The 24972-nt window shown below is 43.0% G+C and carries 23 protein-coding genes; 12 read left to right on the top strand and 11 right to left on the bottom strand.

Annotation, left to right across the window (positions count from 1 at the left end):
• The first annotated feature begins 61 nt into the window (after positions 1–61).
• Positions 62–1525: a response regulator gene (locus P2A85_RS05390; RefSeq protein ID WP_377477957.1), complete on the top strand. Its 1464-nt coding sequence runs from the start codon at positions 62–64 to the stop codon at positions 1523–1525.
• Between the two features lie 430 nt (positions 1526–1955).
• Here P2A85_RS05390 and hisG read toward each other — a convergent pair whose 3' ends face one another.
• Complete coding sequence (hisG, locus tag P2A85_RS05395) at positions 1956–2600, bottom strand: ATP phosphoribosyltransferase (RefSeq protein WP_377477959.1); 645 nt, start codon at positions 2598–2600, stop codon at positions 1956–1958.
• A gap of 110 nt (positions 2601–2710) precedes the next feature.
• Between hisG and rppA the strand changes: the two genes are divergently transcribed.
• Positions 2711–3397, top strand: a complete 687-nt coding sequence (gene rppA, locus P2A85_RS05400) for a two-component system response regulator RppA (RefSeq protein ID WP_377477961.1) — start codon at positions 2711–2713, stop codon at positions 3395–3397.
• Between the two features lie 85 nt (positions 3398–3482).
• Here the strand turns inward: rppA and P2A85_RS05405 are convergent, their stop codons facing one another.
• The 4 genes from P2A85_RS05405 to P2A85_RS05420 form a co-directional block, all read right to left on the bottom strand.
• The gene (locus tag P2A85_RS05405) at positions 3483–4313 is read right to left on the bottom strand and encodes a metallophosphoesterase (RefSeq protein WP_377477963.1); all 831 of its coding nucleotides are present in this window, start codon (positions 4311–4313) and stop codon (positions 3483–3485) included.
• A 203-nt stretch (positions 4314–4516) separates the two neighbouring features.
• Positions 4517–5935 (bottom strand): adenylate/guanylate cyclase domain-containing protein, encoded by a 1419-nt coding sequence (locus tag P2A85_RS05410; protein WP_377477965.1) that lies wholly within the window; start codon positions 5933–5935, stop codon positions 4517–4519.
• A gap of 115 nt (positions 5936–6050) precedes the next feature.
• Entirely contained in the window at positions 6051–6437 is a 387-nt protein-coding gene (locus P2A85_RS05415; RefSeq protein ID WP_377477967.1) for a response regulator transcription factor, read from the bottom strand.
• Between the two features lie 111 nt (positions 6438–6548).
• Positions 6549–10178, bottom strand: coding sequence for a GAF domain-containing protein (locus P2A85_RS05420; RefSeq protein ID WP_377477968.1), 3630 nt, complete (start codon positions 10176–10178; stop codon positions 6549–6551).
• Positions 10179–10979: 801 nt separating this feature from the next.
• Here P2A85_RS05420 and P2A85_RS05425 point away from each other — a divergent pair.
• Positions 10980–11456: an anti-sigma regulatory factor gene (locus tag P2A85_RS05425; RefSeq protein WP_340520745.1), complete on the top strand. Its 477-nt coding sequence runs from the start codon at positions 10980–10982 to the stop codon at positions 11454–11456.
• Positions 11457–11673: 217 nt separating this feature from the next.
• Here P2A85_RS05425 and P2A85_RS05430 read toward each other — a convergent pair whose 3' ends face one another.
• Positions 11674–11955, bottom strand: coding sequence for a DUF6439 family protein (locus P2A85_RS05430; RefSeq protein WP_340520747.1), 282 nt, complete (start codon positions 11953–11955; stop codon positions 11674–11676).
• 85 nt (positions 11956–12040) lie between these two features.
• Between P2A85_RS05430 and P2A85_RS05435 the strand changes: the two genes are divergently transcribed.
• From P2A85_RS05435 to P2A85_RS05445, 3 genes are all read left to right on the top strand, one after another.
• Entirely contained in the window at positions 12041–12415 is a 375-nt protein-coding gene (locus P2A85_RS05435; RefSeq protein WP_377481320.1) for a DUF2203 domain-containing protein, read from the top strand.
• 108 nt (positions 12416–12523) lie between these two features.
• Entirely contained in the window at positions 12524–13915 is a 1392-nt protein-coding gene (gene asnS / locus P2A85_RS05440) for an asparagine--tRNA ligase (protein ID WP_377477970.1), read from the top strand.
• Positions 13916–14096: 181 nt separating this feature from the next.
• The gene (locus P2A85_RS05445) at positions 14097–14840 is read left to right on the top strand and encodes a Uma2 family endonuclease (protein ID WP_377477972.1); all 744 of its coding nucleotides are present in this window, start codon (positions 14097–14099) and stop codon (positions 14838–14840) included.
• A gap of 215 nt (positions 14841–15055) precedes the next feature.
• On the opposite strand, the gene P2A85_RS05450 is transcribed toward P2A85_RS05445, so the two are convergent.
• Together P2A85_RS05450 and P2A85_RS05455 are read right to left on the bottom strand one after the other, a co-directional pair.
• Positions 15056–16537, bottom strand: a complete 1482-nt coding sequence (locus tag P2A85_RS05450; protein WP_377477973.1) for a M16 family metallopeptidase — start codon at positions 16535–16537, stop codon at positions 15056–15058.
• 572 nt (positions 16538–17109) lie between these two features.
• Complete coding sequence (locus P2A85_RS05455) at positions 17110–18705, bottom strand: M16 family metallopeptidase (RefSeq protein WP_377477974.1); 1596 nt, start codon at positions 18703–18705, stop codon at positions 17110–17112.
• Positions 18706–18988: 283 nt separating this feature from the next.
• On the opposite strand from P2A85_RS05455, the gene P2A85_RS05460 reads away from it, so the two are divergent.
• Positions 18989–19606: a helix-turn-helix domain-containing protein gene (locus P2A85_RS05460; RefSeq protein WP_341736638.1), complete on the top strand. Its 618-nt coding sequence runs from the start codon at positions 18989–18991 to the stop codon at positions 19604–19606.
• On the opposite strand, the gene P2A85_RS05465 is transcribed toward P2A85_RS05460, so the two are convergent.
• A complete protein-coding gene (locus tag P2A85_RS05465; protein ID WP_341736639.1) occupies positions 19607–19969 on the bottom strand; it encodes a hypothetical protein in 363 nt (120 codons plus the stop codon).
• Positions 19970–20044: 75 nt separating this feature from the next.
• Here P2A85_RS05465 and P2A85_RS05470 point away from each other — a divergent pair, with 75 nt between their 5' ends.
• Positions 20045–20572: a cobalamin biosynthesis protein gene (locus P2A85_RS05470; protein WP_377477976.1), complete on the top strand. Its 528-nt coding sequence runs from the start codon at positions 20045–20047 to the stop codon at positions 20570–20572.
• Positions 20573–20576: 4 nt separating this feature from the next.
• On the opposite strand, the gene P2A85_RS05475 is transcribed toward P2A85_RS05470, so the two are convergent.
• Positions 20577–20948, bottom strand: a complete 372-nt coding sequence (locus P2A85_RS05475) for a phage holin family protein (protein WP_377477977.1) — start codon at positions 20946–20948, stop codon at positions 20577–20579.
• Between P2A85_RS05475 and P2A85_RS05480 the strand changes: the two genes are divergently transcribed.
• Together P2A85_RS05480 and P2A85_RS05485 are read left to right on the top strand one after the other, a co-directional pair.
• A complete protein-coding gene (locus P2A85_RS05480; protein WP_377477978.1) occupies positions 20887–21555 on the top strand; it encodes a pentapeptide repeat-containing protein in 669 nt (222 codons plus the stop codon). The two genes, P2A85_RS05475 and P2A85_RS05480, sit on opposite strands and share 62 nt — an antisense overlap.
• Before the next feature lie 222 nt (positions 21556–21777).
• Positions 21778–22158, top strand: a complete 381-nt coding sequence (locus tag P2A85_RS05485; RefSeq protein ID WP_377477980.1) for a hypothetical protein — start codon at positions 21778–21780, stop codon at positions 22156–22158.
• Between the two features lie 61 nt (positions 22159–22219).
• Here the strand turns inward: P2A85_RS05485 and P2A85_RS05490 are convergent, their stop codons facing one another.
• Complete coding sequence (locus P2A85_RS05490; RefSeq protein WP_377477981.1) at positions 22220–22984, bottom strand: class I SAM-dependent methyltransferase; 765 nt, start codon at positions 22982–22984, stop codon at positions 22220–22222.
• 240 nt (positions 22985–23224) lie between these two features.
• Between P2A85_RS05490 and P2A85_RS05495 the strand changes: the two genes are divergently transcribed.
• Positions 23225–23467, top strand: a complete 243-nt coding sequence (locus tag P2A85_RS05495) for a hypothetical protein (RefSeq protein ID WP_377477982.1) — start codon at positions 23225–23227, stop codon at positions 23465–23467.
• Positions 23468–23558: 91 nt separating this feature from the next.
• Positions 23559–24971 carry an adenylate/guanylate cyclase domain-containing protein gene (locus tag P2A85_RS05500; protein ID WP_377477983.1) on the top strand — a complete coding sequence of 471 codons (1413 nt, stop codon included), beginning with the start codon at positions 23559–23561 and terminating at the stop codon, positions 24969–24971.
• Position 24972: the final 1 nt, after the last annotated feature.

A 24972-nucleotide genomic window follows, 5' to 3' on the forward strand; every position in this document is an offset into this window, starting at 1 on the left:
TTTATAGATTTCAGGGGCATCAGTCTTGCCGATCGGTGACACACTCTACCAATCATATTCAATGTCAAATAAGTCGCCCTATATTCTGTTGGTTGATGATGAGCCAGCTAATCTGATTTTACTCGAAGAATTGTTGCAGTTCAAAGGATACACTACTTCTTCCGCAGTATCTGGCAACGAAGCACTCTCCCAGGCGAGAGTCCATCGACCTGAGTTGATTTTACTGGATATTATGATGCCGGAACTCAACGGCTTTGATGTGTGCGATCGCCTGCGGAAAGATCCGACTTTGCAAACAGTACCCATAATTTTTTTAACAGCCCTTGATGACGATACCTCTAGGATCAAAGGGCTAGAAATGATGGCAGATGATTATTTAACCAAACCTTTTAACAGTCGCTTGTTGTTGGCCAAAGTAGAGAGTGTTTTGCAGTTGAGCCAAATGCGATCGCAAGTAGTCTCTTCTGAATTCAACCAGCAGGTAAAAGAGCAAAGCAAACGCCAAATCGCCGCTGCTTGGGAGGCTAACGAGTATCTTTCCGAAAAATTTCACCTATTTGTACCGGAGCAGTTGCTGGAACGAATTGCCCCTCAAGGAGTAGAATCTATTCAGTTAGGCAATGTCACAGAAGAAGAGTTGACAATTTTATTTTGCGACATTCGCGGCTTTACGGCGATCGCCGAATCTCAAGAAGCACGCGAAACATTTGAATGGCTGAATGCTTTATTTACTAAAATGAGTGATTGCATTAGTTCCCACGGAGGTTTTATTGACAAATACCTAGGCGATGCAATTATGGCAGTTTTCGATCGGCCAATTTCTCACGCTAGAGATGCGATCGAGGCCTCCGTAGCCATCCAAAAAAGTTTGCAAGAATTTAATGCCGATCGCCACAAATACAATTTATCATCTCCCGTCAATATCGGTACAGGAATTCATACAGGTATTGGCATGATTGGCACTTTAGGTTCGGATCGCCGCATGGATTCTACGGTGATTGGCGATGTTGTTAATACAGCTTCTCGCTTAGAAAACTTCACTAAAATATACGGCTGCACAATTATTGTTAGCGAAACAGCCATCCTCCATGCCAGAGAATTTGTCAACACCATCAATTCTCACTCAGATTCCCAGGAACATATTCTATTAAAGTGCGAATTGGAAGGAAAAGCTCAGGAGAGCATTCTTGCTAGTTCTCAGACAACAGTCATGGACAGCCAGTTGCCCAGTACAAATTATTATTATCGCTGGATAGATAGAGTAACGCCACGGGGAAAACAGCAAGCTATTGACATCTATGAAGTTTGGAGTTCTTCCAGTCCTGACTGTGAGGTAAAACAGCTTACCAAGGCACTATTTAACAAAGGAATTCAAGGGTGGCAAGCGGGAAAATATGTCGCCGCTTTGGGATATTTCCAGCAACTAGCAGCCCAAAACCCTGTGGATACAGTGGTGAATCTTTACATAGAAAGATGTCAACAAAAACTGGGTTTAGTACCAGCTTCTAAAACCCGGAATTCTTAAATAAGTCCGGGTTCGGGGTATTCTGTTTTTTGAGTTTGGTTCATATCAATTCCGGTGGCATCGGAATGATATAGAGGACACGGCATTATAGAGGACACGGCATTATAGAGGACACGGCAGTGCCGTGTCCCTACCGCGATTAATTGTAGGGAAACGGCACTGCCCATAGGTGTCAACTTAAGCTCAAACCCAGTCAAAGATGGCTTGTTTGACCATTAAACTTAGATCCCCCCTAACCCCCCTTAAGAAGGGGGGGACAAGATTCTTCTCAAAGTCCCCCTTCTTAAGGGGGATTTAGGGGGGATCTAGAATTCGCCTAAAAGCGACATTTATCAATAGTTTCAGCCTTAAGTTGGCACCTATGGGCACGCTTGAGTGTCCTAATTTCGGGTAATATTAATTCTGATGAAACGGGAATTGATATAATTTATCAAACCGCAGCCAAAACTTGCTCTCTCATTTTGCCAATCACCTCATTCACACCACCGGAATTCAAACGGTAACTCAAAGGATGACCAATTAAATAAGCCGTACTGTGAAACAAAACATCAATCTCAACCAAACCATTTTCCTGTAAAGTTTTGCCCGTCGCCACCAAATCCACAATTGCCTCCGACATTCCCGTAATCGGTCCCAATTCCACAGAACCGTAAAGCGGCACAATTTCCACAGGCAAATTCAAATTATGAAAATATTCCCTAGCACAGTTGACGAACTTAGAAGCAACTCTACCATGAGGAGGCAAGTCCACACTTCTGCGGTAAGAACTAGATTTTTTCACGGCGACAGATAGCCGACATTCACCAAATTTTAAATCAATTAAGCTGGCAACTTTTGGCTGTTTTTCCCGCAAAACATCATAGCCGGAAATCCCCAAATCCGCTTGACCATATTCCACATAAACCGGCACATCATGGGTTCTGACTAGCAAAGCTTTTGCAGTTCCGGTTGGGTCATAAATTTGAAGCTGGCGGTTAGATGAATCCAAAAAAGCACTGAAGTCTAATCCAACAGATTTAAACAATCGAATGCTATCTGCTAACAGTCCACCTTTGGGAAGTGCTACGGTAATCATAAAAATACTCGGTAAGTGGGAAACAAGTGTGGCTTGAGCCTAAAGTGGGAAAGGACTTTTTCCTAGACTACAATAGCACAAATTGTTCCAATCTAAAATCTAAAATCAGAATGCGAATTCTTTTAGTTGATGATGAAGTTGAGTTAACTGACCCCTTGAGTCGAGTTTTAACCCGCGAGGGTTACAGGGTTGATGTGGCTTTTGATGGCGCAACTGGCAACAATTTAGCAATTCATGGCAATTATGATTTGCTAATTTTGGATTGGATGTTGCCTCAGAAAACAGGATTGGCAATTTGTCAACAATTGCGATCGCAAGGACGGAATACACCAGTCCTATTTCTCACCGCCAAAGATACCCTAGATGACCGGGTACAAGGATTGGATGCCGGTGCAGACGACTATCTGGTAAAACCTTTTGAATTGCGAGAACTCCTCGCCAGAGTCCGGGCCTTATTGCGGCGACCTCCGACTTTTGATGCTGATGTGGGTGTGGGAAGGCTACAAGTTGGTGATTTGCAACTAGACTACGACAATCAATTGGCTTATCGGGGCGATCGCACCATTGACTTATCTGAAAAAGAATGTCAGTTGTTAGAATATTTAATGCGCCATCCCGGTCAATTGCTGACCCATGAACAAATCCACCAATATTTGTGGCATGAAGCAGAAAAACCCAGCAGCAATGTATTAGCTGCTCAAATTCGCCTGCTACGCCGCAAAATAGAAGCCCCTCGCGAATCAGTGCTGATTCACACAGTCTATGGCAGAGGTTATCGGTTTGGGGAAGGAAGTTAAAAATACGGTTAATAGGAATTAGACACAGGCTCAATATATGTCCGGTATTTCTTAGGGGCAATTCCTCCGTTCTTGCCCCTCTTACTCATTCACAAATTAAAGTAATTACTGTCACTTCCGGCGGACAAAATAGCCTTCCCGGTGCATAGGTTCCCAAACCGCGATTCACGTATAGTAAATTATTCCCCACCCGATGTAAACCACTGGCCCATTCCCAGTGACTAACTACTCGCTCGTCAATGGAGAAAAAAGGCATCCAATTGCGTACCCATTGAGGAATAGCAGAGCTAATTTTTTTTAGCCAAGCATACACAGGCCCAATACCGGGAATCACTATTTGACCACCGTGGGTGTGTCCCGACAACTGCAAATCAATCCGGTATCCTTGCAGCTTTTCCGCAGTATCAGGATTGTGAGACAAGACAATCCGAGGGATAGATATATCAACTGATGTCATTACAGGTTCAGGTTGAAAATCCCCAGACCAAAAATCTGCAAACCCAATTAAAGCTAAATTTTCCCCCAAAGGATAGGTAGCTTCATTGTACAAAACCCGAATTCCCGCGTTATTTAAAGCATTAGTAACTTCTATTTTACCCCCCGGCCAATAGTGGTCGTGATTGCCTAAAACAGCATAAATTCCCACCCGACTTTGCAAATTTTTCAATCGTTTTACTAAGTCGTGAATCGGGGCAGTTTCCAGAGTGATAAAATCTCCGGTTAAGAAAATCAAGTCTGCTTCCGCTTCATTTGCTGCTGCGATCGCCTCGAATAGTAAACCTTCCGAAAGCCGCACCCCGTCATAGTGAAAATCAGTCAGTTGTACCAGTCTAGTACCCGATAGATTTGCTGGAAGATTGGCGATCGGTATGGTTAAATGTTCTACCCGCAGTTTCCCAGTTAATAACCTGTGCATAAATCTAAGGTTTATTGACAGAGTGCAATTTCTAGCTTAACAAATAAACCGCCAAAATCGCCCAACTATATTTAATAACCTCTTTTCTGATTCCTATAGCAATCCTAAATCATTTATGAACTTCTTACTCCCTCCCCTTAGCAAGGGGAGGGTTGGGGTGGGGTGAAAAATTTGTGACTCCTGCAAGGATTGCTATATTTACTTCATTGTTGATAAATCACCTCAAAAGTTTTTACAGCTTTATTCTTACCTTTCACTATCACTTGACCCATCTCTTTAAACTCAAACATATCTTTAGTAGCGCTATAAACACTATCGCTAACCAAAATTTGTTTTCCCTTAGCAATGGACTGCAACCTAGAGGCAATATTCACCTCATCCCCGATAGCAGTATAATCCATATGCTGCGGCGAACCAATATTTCCCACAACCACCTCACCCGCACTAATACCAATACCTGTGAGAAAGTTATCCCTAATCCAAGGAATCGAAATTTCTTCAATCCGACGCTGCATATCGATCGCAGTTTCGATCGCTTTCCGTTCTCGATCGACCACTTCCGAAGGAGCCCCAAACATTGCCACAATCATATCTCCTACAAACTTATTTACCGTACCTTGTTTACTAAAAATTACCTCTACCATCTGGGTGAAATATTCATTTAAATAGAGCACTATTTTTTCAGCCGGAAGTTCTTCGCACTTGGTAGTAAAATCTCTAATATCGGAAAAAAGCACCGTGATATTTCGCTTAGTTGGATTCAGAGAAATTTCTCCTTTAGCTTCGATAACTGCTTGGACTACGTGGGGAGAAAGATATCTTTCCAAATTATTCTTAATCCGTTCTTCCTTCAATTTACTTTCATGCAATAGCGCATTCTCGATCGCCGCTGCTGCTTGGGAAGCCAAAGCTGTCAAAAGTTTTAAATCCTGTGCTGTATAGTTTACGAGTTGATTATTACTAACATTGATGACACCTATCGTACCACTTTGTGTAGTTAAAGGAGCGCAAATGAGAGAACGCAGCTCATTGTTTCCCTTAACATATCTGGGATCGGAAAGCACATCATTGACTATTTCAGCTTTTCCCGAAACGAGAATATGACCTGCTATCCCCACATTTGGACCAATTTTTGTTTTGCTATTATACTTTTTTCCCCTGGCTGAAATCACTTCTAATCTTCCAATTTTATGATTGACTAACATCAGCGAAATATTGCTAGCTTCAATCAATTTTTTGGCTTCTGTTACCACTAAATCAGTGACTTCAGAGACTCCTAAACAACTTGAAATTTTACTAGAAAAATCATACAAAAAATTCACTTCTTCGTACTTTTCCAAAGTATCCATAGCCAAAATTCTTGTATCCGAATCAGCTTGAGCAGCATAGCCAATCAAATCAGCAATGAATTTTGCTTTTTGAGAGCCTGTGACATAACCAATTACTTCATCGGCTAGCACCACAGGGTATTTGTATAAGCATGGATGACTGTCTTCGCCCAATAAAATAACTCCCTCAATATTACGAATTGCGATCGGAGCATCTAGAGCCGAAATAGCACCCTTAATAACTGCCTGAAAATCTTTTTTAGAAATCAATTTTTTCAGATTAATACGAACCATTAATTTTGCTATTTAGTTATGAGTATACTCTCGCGAGTTATTTTCAAATCAGTCACTAGCTCTCCCAAAAATAATTAATAAAGGCAGAGCTATATTGCAGATATCTGAAAGGGTGTCAAGTCAAACCGAGAACTTCTCTAGCTTTTTGCAGGACTTCTTTCGGGCGGAAAGGTTTAGTCATGTAAAGATTTGCCCCCACAGCCATACCACTTTGTTTATCATATTCTTGTCCCTTGGCTGTCAACATAATAATATAAACATTATCCATTTTCAGCTCGTTTTTAACAGTGTTGCATACTTCTAGTCCGCTCATTTTCGGCATCATGACATCGAGAAAAACTAAATCCGGCTTTTCTTCCTGGATCAGTTCCAGTGCTTCCAGTCCATTTTTAGCCGTGATTAATTCTACGTCATCCTCATCTTCCAATTTTTCCAGAGCCTGCTCCATCAAAATCAGAATATTCGGTTCATCATCTACAATTAAAACTTTTTTAACTGCCATTTTTCCTCAATATTTTTCAGTAAGTTGTTCAGATTCAATCGGGAAATTTAAGGATGTTCAGAAGCTAGATTTATGTAGTAAATCCAAATTTTTCAGAAGTCTTTAAGATTTCTAGGTGTTGTTGTTTGACTGCTCTACTTTTTTAGGTATGTTATTTACTGCCATATTTCCCATAAAAATTAAGGCAATATTTTCCAAGCCATCAGTCAGGCGCAAAGTTTTGACAAGTTCTTTTTCTTGAGATAATACTTCATCAATAATAATCAAATTTGGCTTCCTCGATATAGCTAGATCCAGACATTCTTCAGCATTATAGGCTTTGATGACATTATATCCTTGAAAGACCAAAGCATCCGAGACTGTTTTCAGATTTGAAGGATTGCGATCTACCACCAATACAGTCTTGTTAGAGATAGTTGGATTCAGCAGCAAGCCAATTTCTCTCAATAGTCTTCCTATGTTAATAGGTTTGGTAAAATAGCTGTCTATTCCCAAGCGAGCGCCCCTTTCCAGATCGTGAATCAAAGAAACTATGACAATGGGAATACCCATAGTCTGGGGGTCATGTTTGAGAACAGCAGCGACATCAAAACCATCTATATGTGGCATCATTATATCTAAAATAATCAGATCTGGTTTTAAAGATTTTGCTTTAGAAATAGCATCGATGCCATTAAATGCTTCCGTAACTTCATACCCTTCTTCTTCCAGTGACTGTCGGAGCAGTTCCCGGATGTTAGGCTCGTCGTCAACAACGAGAATCTGCTTGATATCTTTAGTATTTGTCGCAGTTCTGCTGACAACCTGATGTTTTAATTCTGAAATTAAATCATTGAAATTTTCCCATTTCTCTACTGGTTGAACATTTTTTACGATCGGTATGCTAAAGGAAAAAGTGCTGCCGCGACCAACTTCACTTTCTAGCCAAATTCTACCGCCGTGATGTTCAATAATTTGTTTAGAAATTGGCAGTCCCAAGCCTGTACCTTTCGGCTTTTGGGTCAGGATATCTCCCACTTGTTTAAATCTTTCAAAAACTTTGCTTTGGTCTTCTGGTGCAATACCTATGCCAGTATCTATAATACTAATAACTATCTCGTCGTTTTCTACTCTTGCCTTGCAAGTAACGGAACCTGATTGGGTGAATTTTACGGCATTGGAGAGCAAATTGATAGATACTTGAACCATGCGATCGCGGTCAACTAATACCTGGGGAAGTCCAGGCTTAAAATCCTTAATCAATTTCAAATTATTTTTTTCTAATAAAGATGAAGTAGCGGCGATCGCCTGTTTCAATATTTGTACTGGCTCGGTTGGTTGCAACTGCCAATCTACTCTGCCAGCCTCCATTTTAGCAATATCCAAAACATCATTAATCAAAGAGGTGAGTCGCTCAGCTTCTGAGACAATAATATTGATATTATCTCCCACTTTGTGCAAAGCTTTTTTGGTTTTTTTGTCTTCGATAGGTATGGCAGGAAAAATCACATCTTCTAGTTTTTCTTTGATGATTGAAGCAAAACCCAAAACAGAAGTTAGAGGTGTCCGCAGTTCGTGAGAAACTGTAGCCAAAAAGTCTGTTTTCATTCGGTCAACTTCTCGTTCAACGGTGACATCCCTAATCAAAATAACCGAACCAAGGGAGTGATCTACTTCATCATTCACAGCTTCTTTGAGAATATTTGTTGCCAAAGCTTGACCGATTCGGTTATTGCCCAGTTCCACCTCAAGGGTCACAATTTCTCCCTCATTGCGTTCCGCTTCATCAGCCAGCTTTGCCAAGTTTTTAGCAAAAATATCAGAGACTTTTTTGCCTTTCAACTCCACATCTTTTAATTCAAACAGCGCGAGGAGAGCTGGGTTAAACCTCGTAATTTTACCCTCTATATCTGTGACTAATAATCCGTCAGCCAAGTTGTCAACAATTGCATTCAAATCTGCCAACGTTGTCTGCAATTCCCAGGACTGCTTTTTAGTTTGATCTAGCAATTCTGCTTGGTGCATGGCTACTCCCAATTGACTGCCAATCTGAGTCAGCAACCTGACTTCTCCAGGTTCCCACTCACGAGAAGTTGAGTTTTGATAAGCTGCTAGCAAACCCCAGAGATTTTTACCTACAAAAACTGGGGCCACACAATATGCTTTGGCTTCAATTTGCTCTAGAATTTCTAGGTGACACTGAGAGTGGCCAATTTTGTAAATGTCATTTACTACAAAAATCTCCTGATTGCGATACCTACCTCCCTGAGTATTTTGCAAGTATTCATCTTGCCAGACGGTTTTAATTTTTTCAGTTACTAAAGATATCCAGCCTTCGGCTACGGACTCCGAGACAAATTCGCCACTCCAGTCAGGAAAGAAACGGTAAACTGCTACGCGATCGCAGTTGAGGATTTGGCGAACTTCTTGAGTAGTAGCACTGAAAATTTTGTCGATGTTTAGGGTTTGACGAATCCTTTCAATTACCCTGGCTAAGGTCCGCTCCTGTTCGGCTGCTTTTGCCTGCTGTTTAGCTTGAAATTGAATTTTTTCGAGGTATTCTAACTGCTGCAATGCCACTCCCAAATGGGTAGCAATTTGAGTCAGTAATTTGACTTCATTTTCTTCCCAATGTCGCGGACCAGTGTGTTGAAATGCACTCAGTAGTCCCCAAAGTTTTTCTCCTTGAAAAATTGCAACTACGGCACAGGATTTAACACCAAAATATTCTAAAGCTTCGATGTGGCACTCACTTTGACCGGCGTTGTAGATATCGTCAGCGATAAAAATTTCGGCATTGCGGAATCTGCCTCCTTTGTGTTCGTTTAAGTAAGGGTCTTCCCAACCACTGCCTACCAATTTCGGCCATTCCCCAGATTCTGATTCAAAGATAAAGTCACCGAAATAGTCTTCGCGAAATTGATAAATAGCAATGCGATCGACATTCAACAGTTTTCGCACCTCTGTGGCTGCTGTCTGGAAAATTATTTCGATCTCTAAGGTTTGGCGAATCTTGTCAATCATGCGAGTTATGGCTCGTTCTCGCTCTGCTTCCTTAACTAACTCTTCAGTCCGTTTTTGCAATTGTACCTCAAGAGTTGTCTGGAGTGCTGTGGACCGCCTTTCAGCTTTTTCTAAAAGTTCTGCTTGCTGTATTGCTACTCCCAAATGAACTGAAATTTGAGTAACAAACTCAATTTCATCTTCCTGCCAACGTCGCGGACTACGACATTGGTGAATGCAGATTAATCCCCATAGTTGATTGCCTTTAATTAAAGGTACAATTAGGTTAGCTTTGACTTGAAACCGGGAAAGAATAGCAATATGGCAATCGCTCAATCCGGCGTTGTAAATATCAGTAACTGCCTGAATTTTTCCTTGTTGATAGTTGACTGCGTATTGTGTTCCAAAACAACGATCGTGTACCTTGATGGCTTTGGCGGAGTCAAACTCCGGCAGCACGTCTTCTGAGACAAATTCCCCGTCGTCAAATCCTGAATTGGGGTCAAACTGAAACATTCCCACTCGATCGGCATTCAGCAGTTGCCGTACTTCTGTAGCTGTGGATTTTAAAATAATATCTAAATCTAGAGACTCGCGAATTTTGGTCACTACGGCAAACAGTGCTTTTTGTTTGGCAACTCTAGCGGACTCTTGTTTATCTGCCATTTCTAGTTCCGCCAGCCGCCCTTTCAGGGTTGCGAGCTCTCTTGTGAGGGACTCATAAGCCTCGGCATCTAATTTTATGTATTTCTGTGACATGGCATTTACTTGTGTTTTGGTTGATTTATTTAGTTTTTATAGTTTTTATAATTTTTGAATTCTAATTTTAAATTATAGATATAAACTTGGACTCTGATTCATTAACTGTCGATCGCCTTTAGTCCCACGCGCGATCGCCAGCCCAGAACATCCCTTAATACTTACGTAAAAACACTATATTAACTACATAAAAAAACAAAATGAACCACGGGGGCCAGTAGCGCCCGGTACGGGGGTGGCATTTATGGCTGGGTTTGTTTATCTCCTGTAAAAAATTACAGGAATTACGGAGGATAGTTATCCGTAAGATTGGGTAGAGGGCCAGTGTCCCATCCCGGATCGACAACTCCCCCCAGGCCCAACCCTAGATTTTGTCTTTCCTCTGCCTAATTTAAATAAATTAATTATTTACATTAATTATTGTATCAAAAGAGTTTGACAATGGTAACTTATGGTAATTACCTACCAAACCAGAGCTAGCACTCCGCGATTTATGAGCAGGGATCTACGGATTAATGTAGCTTTTGTACTGATTGATATTGGGGATCTGGGAGATTGGCAAGTTGAGGTTTTGGGAATGCGACCTTGGTGAAGTCCCCTGACAGGGTGGCTGAGTGAGCAAAAAGTCCTAGGGTGAGAGTCGCAAAATATTTTGTGAGGATCTTTGCTTTGATCCAGGGTTTTGATACTCTAAAATATAGATAGAGCTGTGGCGCTCAATCGATCGGCATTGTTAATACTAGGGGAGCCAACTATGCAGGGTGTGAAAATTATTCACCTGAAAGTTAGGGAGTTTTCTGAGTGATTGCTATCTCAGCCCGTCCAGTAGGGCGCAATTGGATTACGATTAGCTTCGCTTCTACTCTATACCTTTGTCCTGTTTTGGATCTGCTCCTAGCAGAGGTTCCGGTTCACTGGCAAGCGGAATTACGGTTAGGGCTTCAAGAAGCTTTGGTAAATGCTGCTAAACATGGAAACAAACTAGACCCCAGTAAAACTGTTGGAGTCCGTTTTTCCATCGTACAAAATCAATATTGGTGGGTGATATCAGACGAGGGAACGGGGTTTCAAGCCCCTTGCAATTGCAACCTTTATACAGATGATTGCGATAGCGATGTTGCAGATAACTGTGAACTCCCTGACGTTGAAAATGAATGCGGCAGGGGGTTGTTTATTCTTTACCAGATATTCGATCGGGTTGAGTGGAATTCTCAGGGTACAGAGTTAAGGGTATGCAAACAAGTTCCCAGTTCCTCAAGCCTACCTCGCTGGCGGTAAAACTACTAATATTTGGCAGAATTGTCAACATCAGTCACAACGGGAGAGTTCTTTGGTTCCCCAATCGACCGATCGTACATCTCGATCGGTCTACTTGTTGTGCATAAGTCACTCCCACTAACAAAATATCACACCTAGATGCCCGACTTCTTCCACAAGTCGGGCATCTAAAACCACAGGGTTTTGAGTTTCCCTAGTTTCGATCAAAACTGCATAACTATTTTCCGTGTCCGTGGGTGGGGCAAGGAGGAGCAGAGATCGATCGATCTAGCCATCCTGCGGCTTGATTCAAGCGAGGGAGGGCTTCTTCTGGCTGATTTTTGAGCAAAAAGACCAAAGCAGCCCCAGCTTGCTCAGCGGCGCGAGCAGGACGGTTATTCTTGAGACGATGCCAATCTTTTTCGGAGATAGCGAGGCGGGCGGCAAGAGCTTGGGCTAGTTCTACTGTGGTAAGCTCGTTGAGGTTGACAGTTTTAGGCGTTTGTGTAGTTTCAAGCATAGTTGGTAATCCTAGCGATAATTTAAAAAATATACTGCACATAATAACAACTAAATTTTAATTATTGTCAGATTTGCGTATCACAATGCCTCAACAGCCGTCAGAGTTTAATCCAGAGACACCAGGAGATGATGACAGCGAGTTTGTTCAAGCTCTCTCAACGGTGGAGCGATCGCTCGCAGCAGTCAAAGAACGTTACACTCAAATTCAGGTCGATCGCCAGCGCCAAGCGGAACTGGGGCATCGGCGCGAAGCAATCCACCAGCAACAGCGCCAAAATCGCTTACCGCAACTGAAGAAAGAATTGCGGGAAATTGAGCAAGAATTAGAAACGATCGAGTTAAATTTAGAAAGCAGTCTGTTTTCCTGGGCTAGCATAAAACAACCTTTTTGGCAAGCAGTTCGTTTTGGGGGACTGGGTATTTTGCTCGGTTGGATTTTGAAATCCTATACAGGTTAAAATTGGAAGTTAAGATTTGTAGGGGCGGGTTTTACCAACCATAATCGCCTGAAACTCATGATCTCGTAAACCCGCCCCCTATTAGTTTGATAAAAAGGATTAGAAAATATGACAAATAAACGAATTGCAGCTATTTTGCGGGCTGGTGAACCTGACGAAACCGTAACTGTTCAAGGCTGGGTTCGCACTAAGCGCGAATTGAAAGAATTTGCCTTTGTAGAAGTCAACGATGGTTCAGCGATGGCTAATTTACAAGTAGTTATCAATGCCGATTTGCCAGACTTTGAAAATGTACTCAAACAATTAAATACAGGCGCATCTTTAGAAGTTTCGGGAGTGTTGGTAGCATCTCCAGCGAAGGGACAACGAATTGAATTAAAAGCATCGACAGTTCAAGTTTACGGAGATGCAGATCCGCAAAGTTATCCGCTGCAAAAGAAGCGACATTCATTGGAATTTTTGCGAACAATCGCGCATTTGCGGCCGCGTACAAACACCCACGGTGCTGTCTTTAGAGTCCGCAATGCTTGTTCGGCGGCGGTACACCAATTTTTCCAAGAACGGGGTTTTTTGTGGGTGCATACTCCGATTATTGCTGCTAGTGACTGCGAAGGTGCGGGGGAAATGTTCACTGTTACCAACTTTGATTTAAAAAATATCCCGCGCACTGATTCTCAAGAGGTTGATTATGCGAAAGACTTTTTTGGTAAACGCGCTTATCTGACAGTAAGTGGTCAGTTGGAAGCGGAAATTATGGCGATGGCTTTCGGCAATGTTTACACTTTTGGCCCGACTTTTAGAGCGGAAAATTCTAATACTTCGCGGCATTTGGCTGAGTTTTGGATGATTGAACCGGAGATGGCTTTTTGCGATTTGCAGGGTGATATGGATTTGGCTGAGGCGTTTTTAAAGTATATTTTTAAATACGTGTTGGATCGTTGCCCGGAAGATATGGAGTTTTTCAACGATCGCATTGACAAGACGGTTTTGGCTACTGCGGAAAATATCATTAATAATCAGTTCGAGCGGATTACCTACACCGAGGCGATCGCACTTTTGGAAAAATCTGACAAAAAGTTTGAATTTCCGGTAAGTTGGGGTTTGGATTTGCAGTCGGAACACGAGCGTTATTTGGCTGAGGAATTGTTTAAAAAGCCGACAATTGTCACAGATTATCCCGTGGGAATTAAAGCATTTTATATGCGGTTAAATGATGATGAGAAAACCGTGCGAGCCATGGATATTTTGGCTCCTAAGCTGGGGGAAATTATCGGTGGTTCCCAGCGGGAAGAGCGGCTGGATGTGTTGGAAAGACGCATGGAAGCTCAGGGGATGAATAAGGAGGAATTGTGGTGGTATTTGGATTTACGCCGCTATGGTACTGTGCCTCATGCTGGCTTTGGTTTGGGGTTTGAGCGGCTGGTGCAGTTTATGACGGGAATGGGGAATATTCGTGATGTGATTCCGTTTCCGAGAGCGCCTTTGAGTATTGATTTTTAGTTGCAGGCGGCGGTTGAAACCAGGTTTACAAAAACAAAGCAGACGGCGGTTGAAACCGCGCCTACAAAAACAAAGTCCGCCTCCGCGGACTGAAGACAATAACATAATCTTTTAACTGGTTCCCAGGCTCCAGCCTGGTAACGAGTAATCTAAAATCTAAAATCTGAAATGGTATAAACTAATGGTTCTTCAAATCCCATCGAGTTCCAAAGTACCAACTGTCACCTGGGAAGCCCTACCAGCCGACTTTGTATTACCGGACGATCCCGTGGAAAATATTCAACAACCGCCCCTTGCTGCGGCTCTCACCGATGCTTTGGGGGCTGCTCGACGCATTGGGCCTGCGCTAATTGGTTCCAATTTTGGACTGGTAGCGACTATAAATAAGCAGACTGTAGTCAAAGCACCGGATTGGTTTTACGTGCCGCAAGTGCATCCAGTTGCTGAGGGGATGATTCGCCGCAGCTACACGCCCAATCTGGAGGGTGCGCCAGTATTGGTGGTGATGGAGTTTTTGTCTAACGAAGATTACGGCGAACTGTCGGTGCGATCGACTCCTCCCTACGGCAAGCTCTACTTCTACGAGCAGATTTTGCAAGTGCCCACCTATGTTACCTACGATCCCTACGAGCCCAAGCTGGAAGTGCGGTATCTACAAAATGGGCGCTATGCAGCCCAGACCGCTGATGCTGAGGGACGGGTGCGGATTCCAGAGTTAGATTTGTGGCTGGGGATTTGGTCGGGGGAACGGCTGGGACAAACTATTAACTGGCTGCGCTGGTGGGATTCGCAGGGAAATTTGCTGTTGTGGAGTTCGGAACAAGCGGAATATGAACGGCTGCGGGCCCAACAGGAACGGCTGCGCGCGGATTTATTGGCGGCAAAGTTGCGGGAGTTGGGTGTTGATCCCGATCGACTGATATAAAATCCTCTTCATCGTCCTGTATTAAACTCTCTCTTCTCTTCCTTCGCGTCCTACCCTACGGGAACGGCTTCGCCGAACGCGCCTTCGCGGTTAAATCACCTGACGATACAACCGCAATTGATATGACGTGAAAAATAGAGGACTAAAGTCCTTACTACGAACCTAAAAATGGTTTGTAGTGAGGACTTTAGTCCTGATTATGAACTTATTACCGATTAAGTTGCCGAGGGAATTGTGATATCCACAGATTGCACTTTTACCGAAGTTCCCAAACTCGATAATGGTGGTTGAATTGCCCCAGTATTTCCCACTACTAATGTCACCAAATTCTCCGGTTTCAAGTAAGTATTAGCGACGCGCTGTACGTCAGCAATTGTGGCTTTTTCCACGCTGCGACGGTAGCTAAAAATGAAATCTTGCGGATAACCGTAGTATTCGTAGTTCATTAATCGCGCCAAAGTTTGACTGGGGTCTTCAAATTTGAAGATGAATGAATTGATTTTTGAATCTTTAGCAAAAGCTAATTCTTCTGGGGTAATTGCTTCGGTGCGAATGCGATCGATCTCCGTGTTAATTGCTTTGATAAATGGTACGGTTGCTTCCGATCGCGTTTGGCCTCCTGCGACAAATACTCCTGGATAGTCAAACCTCGCACTCCAAGCAGCATAGACTGAATAAGCTAAGCCTTGGCGCGATCGCACGTTATTGAACAAACGGCCACCAAAACCGTTCAAAACCCCATTCATTACATCCAAAGCACCGTAATCTGGACTATTGAGCATTCCGCCCAAATGTCCCATTTGCACGTAACTTTGAGTTAGTTGGGGCTGATTTACGAAAAATATGCCACCTTTATTGGCTGCTGATACAGTGGGTAAGGGTGGCACTTCTGCCATCTCAGTCGGTTCCCAGTTACCGAATTTTTGCTCGATGAGCGATCGCATTTTTGCCGTATCAAAGTCCCCAGAAATCCCCAAAATCATATTCTTGGGATGGAAATACTTCTGGTAAAAATTCACCAAATCTTCGCGGGAAATATTCGCCAGGGTTTTGTATTCTACCGTGCGGGCGTAAGGACTGCGATCGCCATAAATCAGCTTTTGAAACTCCCGGCTAGTAATGTCGTCGGGATTGTCATTGCGGCGCGCGATTCCACCTTGCTCTTGTTTTTTAGCTAAATCCAACTTTTCCTGAGCAAAAATTGGCTGTTGAATGACTTCGGCAAACAAGTCAAATACAGGCTCTATATCCTCAGCTAAAGCACTAAAATTAGCAGTTCCAGAAGTAGCGCTAATCCCCGTTTCTACCGAAGCAGCGCGACGTTCTAGCAACTGATTTAGTTCGTCTGACGTATGCTTTTTCGTACCGCCAGTGCGCAGGACTGTCCCAGTTAAATTTGCCAGTCCGATTTTCTCGCTTGGCTCAAATCTTTCTCCGGTGCGAAATAGCGCATTTCCTCCGACTAAGGGCAGTTCTTTGTCTTCCATTAAGTAGACTCGCATCCCATTTTTAAGTTCAAAGCGAGTGTATTTAGGTAGTTTCAATTCTGGCAGTGCCGGAAATGTCAATTCGTCGTAGTGCTTCGGTCCCGCTGCGAAGGAAGGTAATAAATTAAATGTTGATAATGAAACTGTAAAGAAGCAAAGCGCCAGCAGAAATAGCTTTACTTTTTTCAGTTTCAATTTAGTCCTTTTCATTCTTTCTCCTAAGTTGCCTGTGGTAACTATTCTATCTCTTAGTCTGCGGAGGCAGACTTCGTTTGTGTAGACGCGGTTTCAACCGCCGAGTATAAATCGAGGCAGAGCCTCTGGATATTCGTTCCCAGGCAGAGCCTGGGAACGAGTCTAACTGTAAACAAGCAAAGCGCCAGCAGAAATAACTTTACTTTTTTCAGTTTCAATTTAGTCCTTTTCATTCTTTCTCCTAAGTTGCCTGTGGTAACTATTCTATCTCTTAGTCTGCGGAGGCAGACTTCGTTTGTGTAGACGCGGTTTCAACCGCCGAGTATAAATCGAGGCAGAGCCTCTGGATATTCGTTCCCAGGCAGAGCCTAGGAACGAGTCTTCCTTCTTCCTTCCTTCTTCCTTCTTCCTTCTTCCTTCTTCCTTCTTCCTTCCTTCTTCCTTCTTCCTTCCTTCTTCCTTCTTCCTTCTTCCTTCTTCCTTCTTCCTTCCTTCTTCCTTCTTCCTTCTTCCTTCTTCCTTCCTTCTTCCTTCTTCCTTCCTTCTTCCTTCTTCCTTCTTCCTTCCTTCCTTCCTTCCTTCCTTACTTACAGTGGTAAAAGCTTGCCAATAGTCTTATTTTCAGGGCGGAAAGTTGTCTGGGCGACTCGTTGAATATCCGTGGGACCTACCTTAGCAATAGCATCCAATTGCTTAAACAAATTGCGCCAAGAACCAGTTTTTACTTGATAATCCAGCAGGGAAAATGCCATGCCCATGTTAGAATCGAGCGATCGCAATAAACCAGCCCTCGCCTGAGTTTTCACTTGCTCCAATTCCTCAGCAGAAACCGGCTCTGTTTTCAGGCGATCGATTTCCTTGCTCAAAGCCACCGCCACCTCATCAACCGTGCGCCCCGGAGCAGTTTGAGCGTAAAATAACATTAAATTCGGATACTTTTCTCCCGGATAACCGCTAAAACCTTGAGCCGCCAAAGCTAATTGCTTTTCTACTACTAAAGATTTGTAAAGTCGAGAAGTGCGACCATCGCTGAGCAAAGAACCAATTATGTCATAAATCGCATTATCGGGATGGTTCATCGCAGGTCTGTGGTATCCTTCCAAATACCAAGGTTGAGTTGGCAATTTCAGCGTTACTTCCTTAGTTTGGGTTTGGGGAGGTTCGACAATTTGCAATTGAGGAGCCGCTGGCTTGGCTTTGTAGCGGCCGAAATAAATTTGCGCTAGTCGCTTCACCTCCGAGGCTTTCACGTCTCCTACCACTGCCACAGTCAGCTTGCTGGGGACGTAATGAGTGTCAAAAAACTTTTGTACATCGCTACGGGTGAGGTTTTGAATGTCTTGAGTGTAGCCAATTACGGGGCGGCGATAGGGATGGACAGAGAAAGCTTTGTCAGCAAAAAGTTCCACCATTTGTCCGATGGGGGAATTTTCGGTTCGCATTCGGCGCTCCTCTAGAATCACCTGTTTTTCTTTGTAAAATTCCCGAAATACTGGTTCTAGAAATCGCTCCGATTCCAGGGACATCCACAGTTCTAATTTATTAGCTGGCAGGCTATAAAAATACATTGTGGCGTCGGTAGAAGTGGCGGCATTGAGCCCGACTCCGCCTGCTTGTTCGACAATTTTGCCAAATTCGTTGCGTTTGACAAATTGCAATGCTTCGCTTTCAACTTTGTCAAATTCTGCTTGGAATTTAGCGACTTCTGCGGTTTTACCGCTGGCTTTGGCTGCTTGGATTTGCGCGAAGAGTTTGTCTTGTTTTTCTAGGAGTGGTTTTTCAGCTTTGTAATCCGTAGTGCCAATTTGGGGCGTGCCTTTGAAGGCTAAATGTTCGAGGTAGTGAGCGACTCCTGTTTGCCCGTCGGGCTCGTTTGCTCCTCCCACGTCAGCATGAATTAGAAAGGATGCTACGGGTGCTCTTGGTCTTTCTAGTACGATGAATGTCATGCCGTTGTCAAGCTTAAATTCGCTGACTTGGCTAATTACTCGATCGAGCGATGGGACAACAGACACTGCTGCGGAGCCGTTAGCAGGGTTTTCGCGGGCGAGGGCGATTTGGGGGCTAATTCCCCACCACAGCACCACAGCGGCCAGCAGGGAGGCTAGGAGTCGTATTTTGGGTTTGGGGGATTCCCTAGGGGATAGTTTCGGTTGACGAGGTTTTGGGGACGGCGGGATCATGGGATTTGAGATTTGAGATTTGGGATTGGGCATTGTCACAAAGCAAGATGTTTATGCCGAATAAAAGAGATTCTTTTTTTAAGCATAAAGATTTTTTGAGTCATAAGCGATCTGTTGCGTCGCAAGTGCTACGCTGATACAGCCAAGCTCAAAAATGATCTAGGGTTGAACAATCAAGTTTTGAGTTTAAGATTAAAGTCACTTACAACTTAAAACTTAACATAATTTAGTCCCTAAGTCCCTAAGTCGATATTCCAATTCGCCAATTACCGATTACAAAGCTATGCGAATTTTTAATCAGTCTCCTCCTGCTGAAACAGAAACCAAGAAACGGATTTTACAAGCGGCTCAACGCTTGTTTGCTCGTAGTGGATATGATGGCACTACCACTCGCGATTTAGCAGCGGCGGCGGGAGTGGCAGAGGGGACTCTGTTTCGGCATTTTGATAATAAAAAAGCAATTTTGATTGAGGTAGCCACAGAAGGATGGGTGGAATTACTGACTGATTTGTTGACGGAATTAAGCGAAATGGGCAGTTACAAAGCTGTGGCTCAGGTAATGCGGCGGCGGATGCTCAATATCCGCGAGAATAGCGACATGATGCGGGTGTGTTTTTTGGAGGCGCAATTTCACCCAGATTTGCGCGATCGAATTCAGTTAGAAGTAATTGGCAAGATGAGTGAGGTAGCCGAGGCTTTTTTTGAAACGGCAATGGAAAAAGGAATTTATCGGCAGATGAATCCGAAAATTGTGGCTCAGGTGTTTTTGGGGATGTTTGCAGTGGCAGGTTTTAGTCAAAATACGATTATGGAGCCTAATGCTTCTCCGCAGCAAATGCAGGAAATGGCAGAAGGACTCGCCGACATTTTTCTAAATGGGGTTTTAATTAAAGATGAGTAATTACTCGATAAATTCGTACATTTGTTGCACCCAATTCTCCCGGTATTCCTGCCATTCCTCCGTCACTACTTCCCAAGTTGTATTGCTTTCTAGTTCCAACAATAGACTTGATACTTCTTCAAGAGTAGATGCTATTTGACATCCTTTTATCCAACTTTTACGGAGCTTTTTCCATTGACTTTGTACGGCTTCTGGCTGAAAGTTTGATTCTAATTCAACTAGCAGCATTGCTAGTTTTTTTTCGTCAATGGCTGCTGAAACATCGCTCACCCAATCGTCGCGAATTTGTTTCCATTCTTCCGTCACTGCTTCCCATTCGAGGTTTGCTTCAAACTCTAACAGTAATTGGTTTAGTTCTACCATGTTAAATTTTGTCTTGTTTGCAGTTTGTGCTAGGATTATACAAAAAATATTGATTCATCCTGTGGATTCTTTATAATGATTAATGAATTTACTAAGATTCAGTGGGTTCAGAGAGTGTTGTGGATAGGGATTGGTTGTCAACATGGAACATCGAGAGAATTCATCGAAAACGCGATTCAACAAGTATGCCGCAGCTATCATTTAGCGTCAAGTGCGATCGCCGGTGTTGCGACAATAGACACGAAAGCCAATGAAGCTGGAATTATGGAACTTTGTCAAGGGCACAACTGGCCTTTGAAAACTTTTTCTGCTAGTGTCTTAAATTCTGTAGAAGTTCCCCATCCTTCAAATATGGTAGTGGCAAAAGTAGGGACTAAAAGTGTAGCAGAAGCCGCTGCACTTTGCGCGATCGAACTTGGATATTGTCCCATTGTCCAAAACAGGCAAGATGCCTGTTCCACAAAGAGTGAATATTGTTGTGGGGTGGGCAAGATGCCCACCCATGAAAGGCTTTTAGTTCCTAAACAAATATTTATATCGGAAGAAAAAGCAGGCTCTGTAACTGTAGCCGTTGCAGTTTGTGCGATCGCCCATAGGGGATAAGATGTTACAGATCCAAAGAGCGATCGGCATTCACAAATCGACCAATCAAGCCAGAAACAAAGGACAAAACAATTGAACCAAACAAAGCAGGCCAAAAACCATTAACGGCAAAACCGATACTGAAGACACCAGCCAACCACGACGCCAAGGAAAGCGAAATCGCATTCACCACAAATAAAAACAAACCCAAAGAAAGAATGCTCAAAGGCAGCGTCAACAATGTCAGAATCGGCCGCACCACCGCATTCACAAATCCGATCGCCACGGCTGCTAGCATCGCCGCCGGAAAGCTAACTACCGTGATACCTGGTACAATGTTAGCTGTAATCACCAGCGAAACTGCTGCTACTACCCAAGTTAATAAAAAACTTAGCATATCGTTTTTTTCATCTCCATCACTATTAATTGAGATTTTAACTCTTGAGTCGATCGCCCAAAGTTCGGAATACACTACCAAATATCCACCTTGCCATAACACCCAACTTATGAGACTCCGGCTACTAGCTACCTTCCTATTGACACTCTGTATCTTAATCTTCCCCCTGCCGGCTTGGGGCCAATCTAAATATTATGCCCCACCCCTGTCCTTTAGCAACGCCGAACTGACAAGACGCGATTTTTCCGGTCAAGTCTTGCGGGCTGCGGAATTTTCTAATGCTAACATGGACTTGACTAATTTTTCTAAGGCCGATTTACGGGGAGCAATTATGAGTGCTTCGGTGATGACTCAGGCGAATTTGCATGGAGCAAATTTAACTAATGCAATGATCGATCAAGTTAAATTTACTAATGCAGATCTGAGTGATGCTATTTTAGCAGAAACTATTTTGCTGCGTTCTACCTTTGAGGGAGTTGACATCACCGGGGCTGATTTTACTGATGCCATTATGGACGGTGCACAAATCAAAGAATTGTGCAAAATAGCTAGTGGGAGTAATTCACAAACCGGGATTGATACTCGCGATTCTTTGGGCTGTCGCTGATGTCCTCGGAGGGCCGGCACTCTTGGCACAACCCCTACCAAGAATGAAACCACCTTGGGGGGGTTCTTCTTCCTTCTTTTCCCCCCTTGGGGGGCAGGGGGGGGTTCTTCTTCCTTCTTCCTTCTTCCTTCTTCCTTCTTTTCCCCCCTTGGGGGGGGGCAGGGGGGGGTTCTTCTTCCTTCTTCCTTCTTCTTTCTTCTTTCTTCCTTCTTCCTTCTAATTATGAACACCAAAACTTCTAAATCTGGCAATTTGATGATGCGGTTGGCATTAAGTGCGATCGCCTTTTCCACTTTTTTCCTACCTCAACCAACCTTAGCTCAAGCTAGTAGCTTAACCAATCCCCAGCCACTGCAAGACTTTCAAACTAACGACAATCCCGATCCTTTTTCCGGCGGCAATGGCGGCAGCCGAGTATTGGATTTAATTCACCGATCCCGATTGGGAAACGGCCGCAGCATGGAAGAATTTAGTAGCGAACAGCGACAAAATTTAAACGATGCGGCCGCCGAATTTCGGAACAAACAGCGCCTACTGCTGGAAAAACCAGCAGTAGCTTCACCAGAGGAAACACCCACTGAAATTACCGCACCTGTTCCCTAAATTTCCTCCTACTTTGTTAGTGCGCGCACCATCGGGACAAAAGTTTGTGTAGACGCGGTTTTTAACCGCCTGGATTCGCCTTGACAAACCCCCCAAATACGGCAATACCGTAATACTTCCAAGGGACTGCGATCGCCTCAAATCCCGCTTGGGCTAGCATGGCCAAATGTGTATAGAGTGTCGCTAGGCGATCGGGATGAGAATACCCATAAGATACACTCGTCCCCACATTCCCGCGAATTTCTGCCAACTTTTCCCCCTGACTTGCAGCCCACTCTTCCCGCGCCACTTGATAAATCTTTTGCACGATCGCAGATTCTGCTAACATCGGATCGGCATTCCAAAAACAGCCATTAGGATTCAAATTTTCATAAATACGTTCAAACAATTTCAACTTCATTTCATCATCCAGATGATGAATGGCCAGAGATGAAATACAAGCATCAAATTTATCACGCAAACCCGAAAAATTGGGATTAGTTGCCCATTCTCCAAAATCCAACTCGACTCCAGTCCACCTAGATCCATATCCTGCCAACTCTATTTTGGCACGAGCAAAATCAAGCATTCGTGGTGAATAATCCAAAGCCACTATTTCCGCAGATGGATAGCGTTGCAGAACTTTTAAACTAAGTTCTCCGGTACCGCAACCCAATTCTAAAATCCGGTGGTTCGCATTAAATATACAACCTGCTAATACATCCAGCATTTCATCATATTTAGGCAAAATTCGCCGAATACCGGTATCAAAATCCGCAGTATTGATAAAAACTTCTCCCGGCAATATCTCCTTGTTTACAGGTGAGGCAGTAGAATTAGAATTCACGATCGCTAACCATAGACTACAATTGCCATCTTAACCGACATACATAAATAACTACAACTAGCGTTATTAAGTTATGCGTACTTTTACGGAGAACTCAAGTCTTGGCAGTAAACAATTATAAACAACCTCTAACACTCTACTGTCTTTCTCTAGCTCTGAAGCCCTAAAAATACCCAAAAAAAGCAGTGTTATGTTGGTAGTAAATCAAAATAACCATCAAACCTCACACTTGAGGATACCATGCAACACTTAATTTCTGGCAGTCTGGCTGCGATCGGGCAATTAGTTTACAAACGAGTTATCCTAGCAGTAACAGTCCTATTCTGTGTAGGTGTAGCCGTAGCGATGACAAATATGTCTGACTACGATATTTTGCGAAATAAATATCAGTTTGAAGACAGAGGAATTATCCATGTTAAAGGAAAGGGTGATATGAATACCTATCTGCTGGAGGGTAGATTAGTTAGTTCACAGTCAGTTTAAATTGTATATGATAAGTCAGGGGGCATTTTCATAAATACTGACTGCTGATTTTTTCCTTCTCATAATTAGCCATTTGCAAAACAGTAATTTTATGTCATTCAGGTTTTTGTCATTTTTAGGTTTTTTCAAATCTCGCTTATCTCGCCAAATAGCCCTGTGGGTATTTGCGAGCATTTTAGTAATAGAAGCAATTATTTTAGTTCCCTCTTATTTTCGGCGGGAAGATGAACTATTAATGCAATTAGAACAAGTATCTCGCGCTACTATTGATTCCCTAGTATTTTTGCTCAAACAAGATATCTCCGATCGCCTTTTTTTGGAAAACAAAGTAAAAACTGCGATCGAACAATCAAAAATTATCTTAGGATTATCTATATATATGACCAACGGTCAGCTAATATATACATTTGGCGAAGCACCAGAAATTAATTTCAATCAAACAAAAAATGAGCGAATTTTACGCAAGCACTCTCTAGATTGGAAACGCTATGATGTTGCTTGGACCAATGAATATCTGGGAGGAAAATACACTTTAATTGTGCGTCACGATGCTTCATCTGTTCAACCAGAATTATACGCATTTATCTGGCGGATATCAATTTTAGTGCTGATTATAACAGCCTTTGTTACTACTGTGACCATGCTATTTTTAGGAGGAACAGTAATTGCACCTATCTTGAGACTGCGGGATGACTTGATAGCTGCGGGAGATGCTTTAAGCCAAAATCGCATACAACCAGATTTCTATTCTTTTTCAGTCAAGCGCGATGATGAATTAGGAGAAGTAATGGTGGCTTTCAATCAAATGTTTTGCCGAGTCTATAAAGAAATTGCCCAGCGACAAGCAGCGGAAGAAATATTGCGTGCAGAACAAGAAAAATCCGAACGTTTATTATTAAATATCTTACCAAAAACCATTGCCGATCGCCTAAAAACAGGTCAAATCAACATAGCTGACGGATTTGCCGAAGTCACCATTTTGTTTGCGGACATTGTGGGATTTACCGAAATCTCCTCCCGCACGTCTCCCCAACAATTAGTCGAATTACTGAACAAAATATTTTCAGCCTTTGACAATTTAAGCGAGCAATATGGACTGGAAAAAATCAAAACAATCGGTGATAATTATATGGTAGCTGGCGGTTTACCAGTCTCCTGTGAAAATCACGCCGAATCTATTGCAGAAATGGCCCTAGAAATGCAGCAACAAATTATGAAATTTAGCGACGAAAGCGGCGAACCACTCCAGATTCGGATTGGCATTAATACAGGTCCAGTAGTCGCCGGTGTCATCGGCACAAAAAAATTTATCTACGACTTATGGGGAGATGCTGTCAACACAGCAAGCCGCATGGAATCCCAAGGATTTCCTGGTAAAATTCAAGTCAGTGATTCAACCTATAAATTGTTGTGCCATAAGTATTTATTGAAAACACGCGGTACAATTAATGTCAAAGGCAAAGGAGACATGACTACTTATTATCTAATTGGGAAGAAAAATTAAA

The sequence above is a fragment of the Microcoleus anatoxicus genome (assembly GCF_042465725.1).
In the GTDB taxonomy this organism is placed as follows: Bacteria; Cyanobacteriota; Cyanobacteriia; order Cyanobacteriales; family Microcoleaceae; genus Microcoleus; species Microcoleus anatoxicus.

Coding starts and splice junctions, on each gene's coding strand:
- P2A85_RS05390 (WP_377477957.1), top strand. CDS start 62: ATGTCAAATAAGTCGCCCTATATTCTGTTGGTTGATGATGAGCCAGCT.
- hisG (WP_377477959.1), bottom strand. CDS start 2,600: ATGATTACCGTAGCACTTCCCAAAGGTGGACTGTTAGCAGATAGCATT.
- rppA (WP_377477961.1), top strand. CDS start 2,711: ATGCGAATTCTTTTAGTTGATGATGAAGTTGAGTTAACTGACCCCTTG.
- P2A85_RS05405 (WP_377477963.1), bottom strand. CDS start 4,313: ATGCACAGGTTATTAACTGGGAAACTGCGGGTAGAACATTTAACCATA.
- P2A85_RS05410 (WP_377477965.1), bottom strand. CDS start 5,935: ATGGTTCGTATTAATCTGAAAAAATTGATTTCTAAAAAAGATTTTCAG.
- P2A85_RS05415 (WP_377477967.1), bottom strand. CDS start 6,437: ATGGCAGTTAAAAAAGTTTTAATTGTAGATGATGAACCGAATATTCTG.
- P2A85_RS05420 (WP_377477968.1), bottom strand. CDS start 10,178: ATGTCACAGAAATACATAAAATTAGATGCCGAGGCTTATGAGTCCCTC.
- P2A85_RS05430 (WP_340520747.1), bottom strand. CDS start 11,955: ATGCTTGAAACTACACAAACGCCTAAAACTGTCAACCTCAACGAGCTT.
- P2A85_RS05435 (WP_377481320.1), top strand. CDS start 12,041: ATGCCTCAACAGCCGTCAGAGTTTAATCCAGAGACACCAGGAGATGAT.
- asnS (WP_377477970.1), top strand. CDS start 12,524: ATGACAAATAAACGAATTGCAGCTATTTTGCGGGCTGGTGAACCTGAC.
- P2A85_RS05445 (WP_377477972.1), top strand. CDS start 14,097: ATGGTTCTTCAAATCCCATCGAGTTCCAAAGTACCAACTGTCACCTGG.
- P2A85_RS05450 (WP_377477973.1), bottom strand. CDS start 16,537: ATGAAAAGGACTAAATTGAAACTGAAAAAAGTAAAGCTATTTCTGCTG.
- P2A85_RS05455 (WP_377477974.1), bottom strand. CDS start 18,705: ATGATCCCGCCGTCCCCAAAACCTCGTCAACCGAAACTATCCCCTAGG.
- P2A85_RS05460 (WP_341736638.1), top strand. CDS start 18,989: ATGCGAATTTTTAATCAGTCTCCTCCTGCTGAAACAGAAACCAAGAAA.
- P2A85_RS05465 (WP_341736639.1), bottom strand. CDS start 19,969: ATGGTAGAACTAAACCAATTACTGTTAGAGTTTGAAGCAAACCTCGAA.
- P2A85_RS05470 (WP_377477976.1), top strand. CDS start 20,045: ATGATTAATGAATTTACTAAGATTCAGTGGGTTCAGAGAGTGTTGTGG.
- P2A85_RS05480 (WP_377477978.1), top strand. CDS start 20,887: ATGTTAGCTGTAATCACCAGCGAAACTGCTGCTACTACCCAAGTTAAT.
- P2A85_RS05475 (WP_377477977.1), bottom strand. CDS start 20,948: ATGCTAAGTTTTTTATTAACTTGGGTAGTAGCAGCAGTTTCGCTGGTG.
- P2A85_RS05485 (WP_377477980.1), top strand. CDS start 21,778: ATGAACACCAAAACTTCTAAATCTGGCAATTTGATGATGCGGTTGGCA.
- P2A85_RS05495 (WP_377477982.1), top strand. CDS start 23,225: ATGCAACACTTAATTTCTGGCAGTCTGGCTGCGATCGGGCAATTAGTT.
- P2A85_RS05500 (WP_377477983.1), top strand. CDS start 23,559: ATGTCATTCAGGTTTTTGTCATTTTTAGGTTTTTTCAAATCTCGCTTA.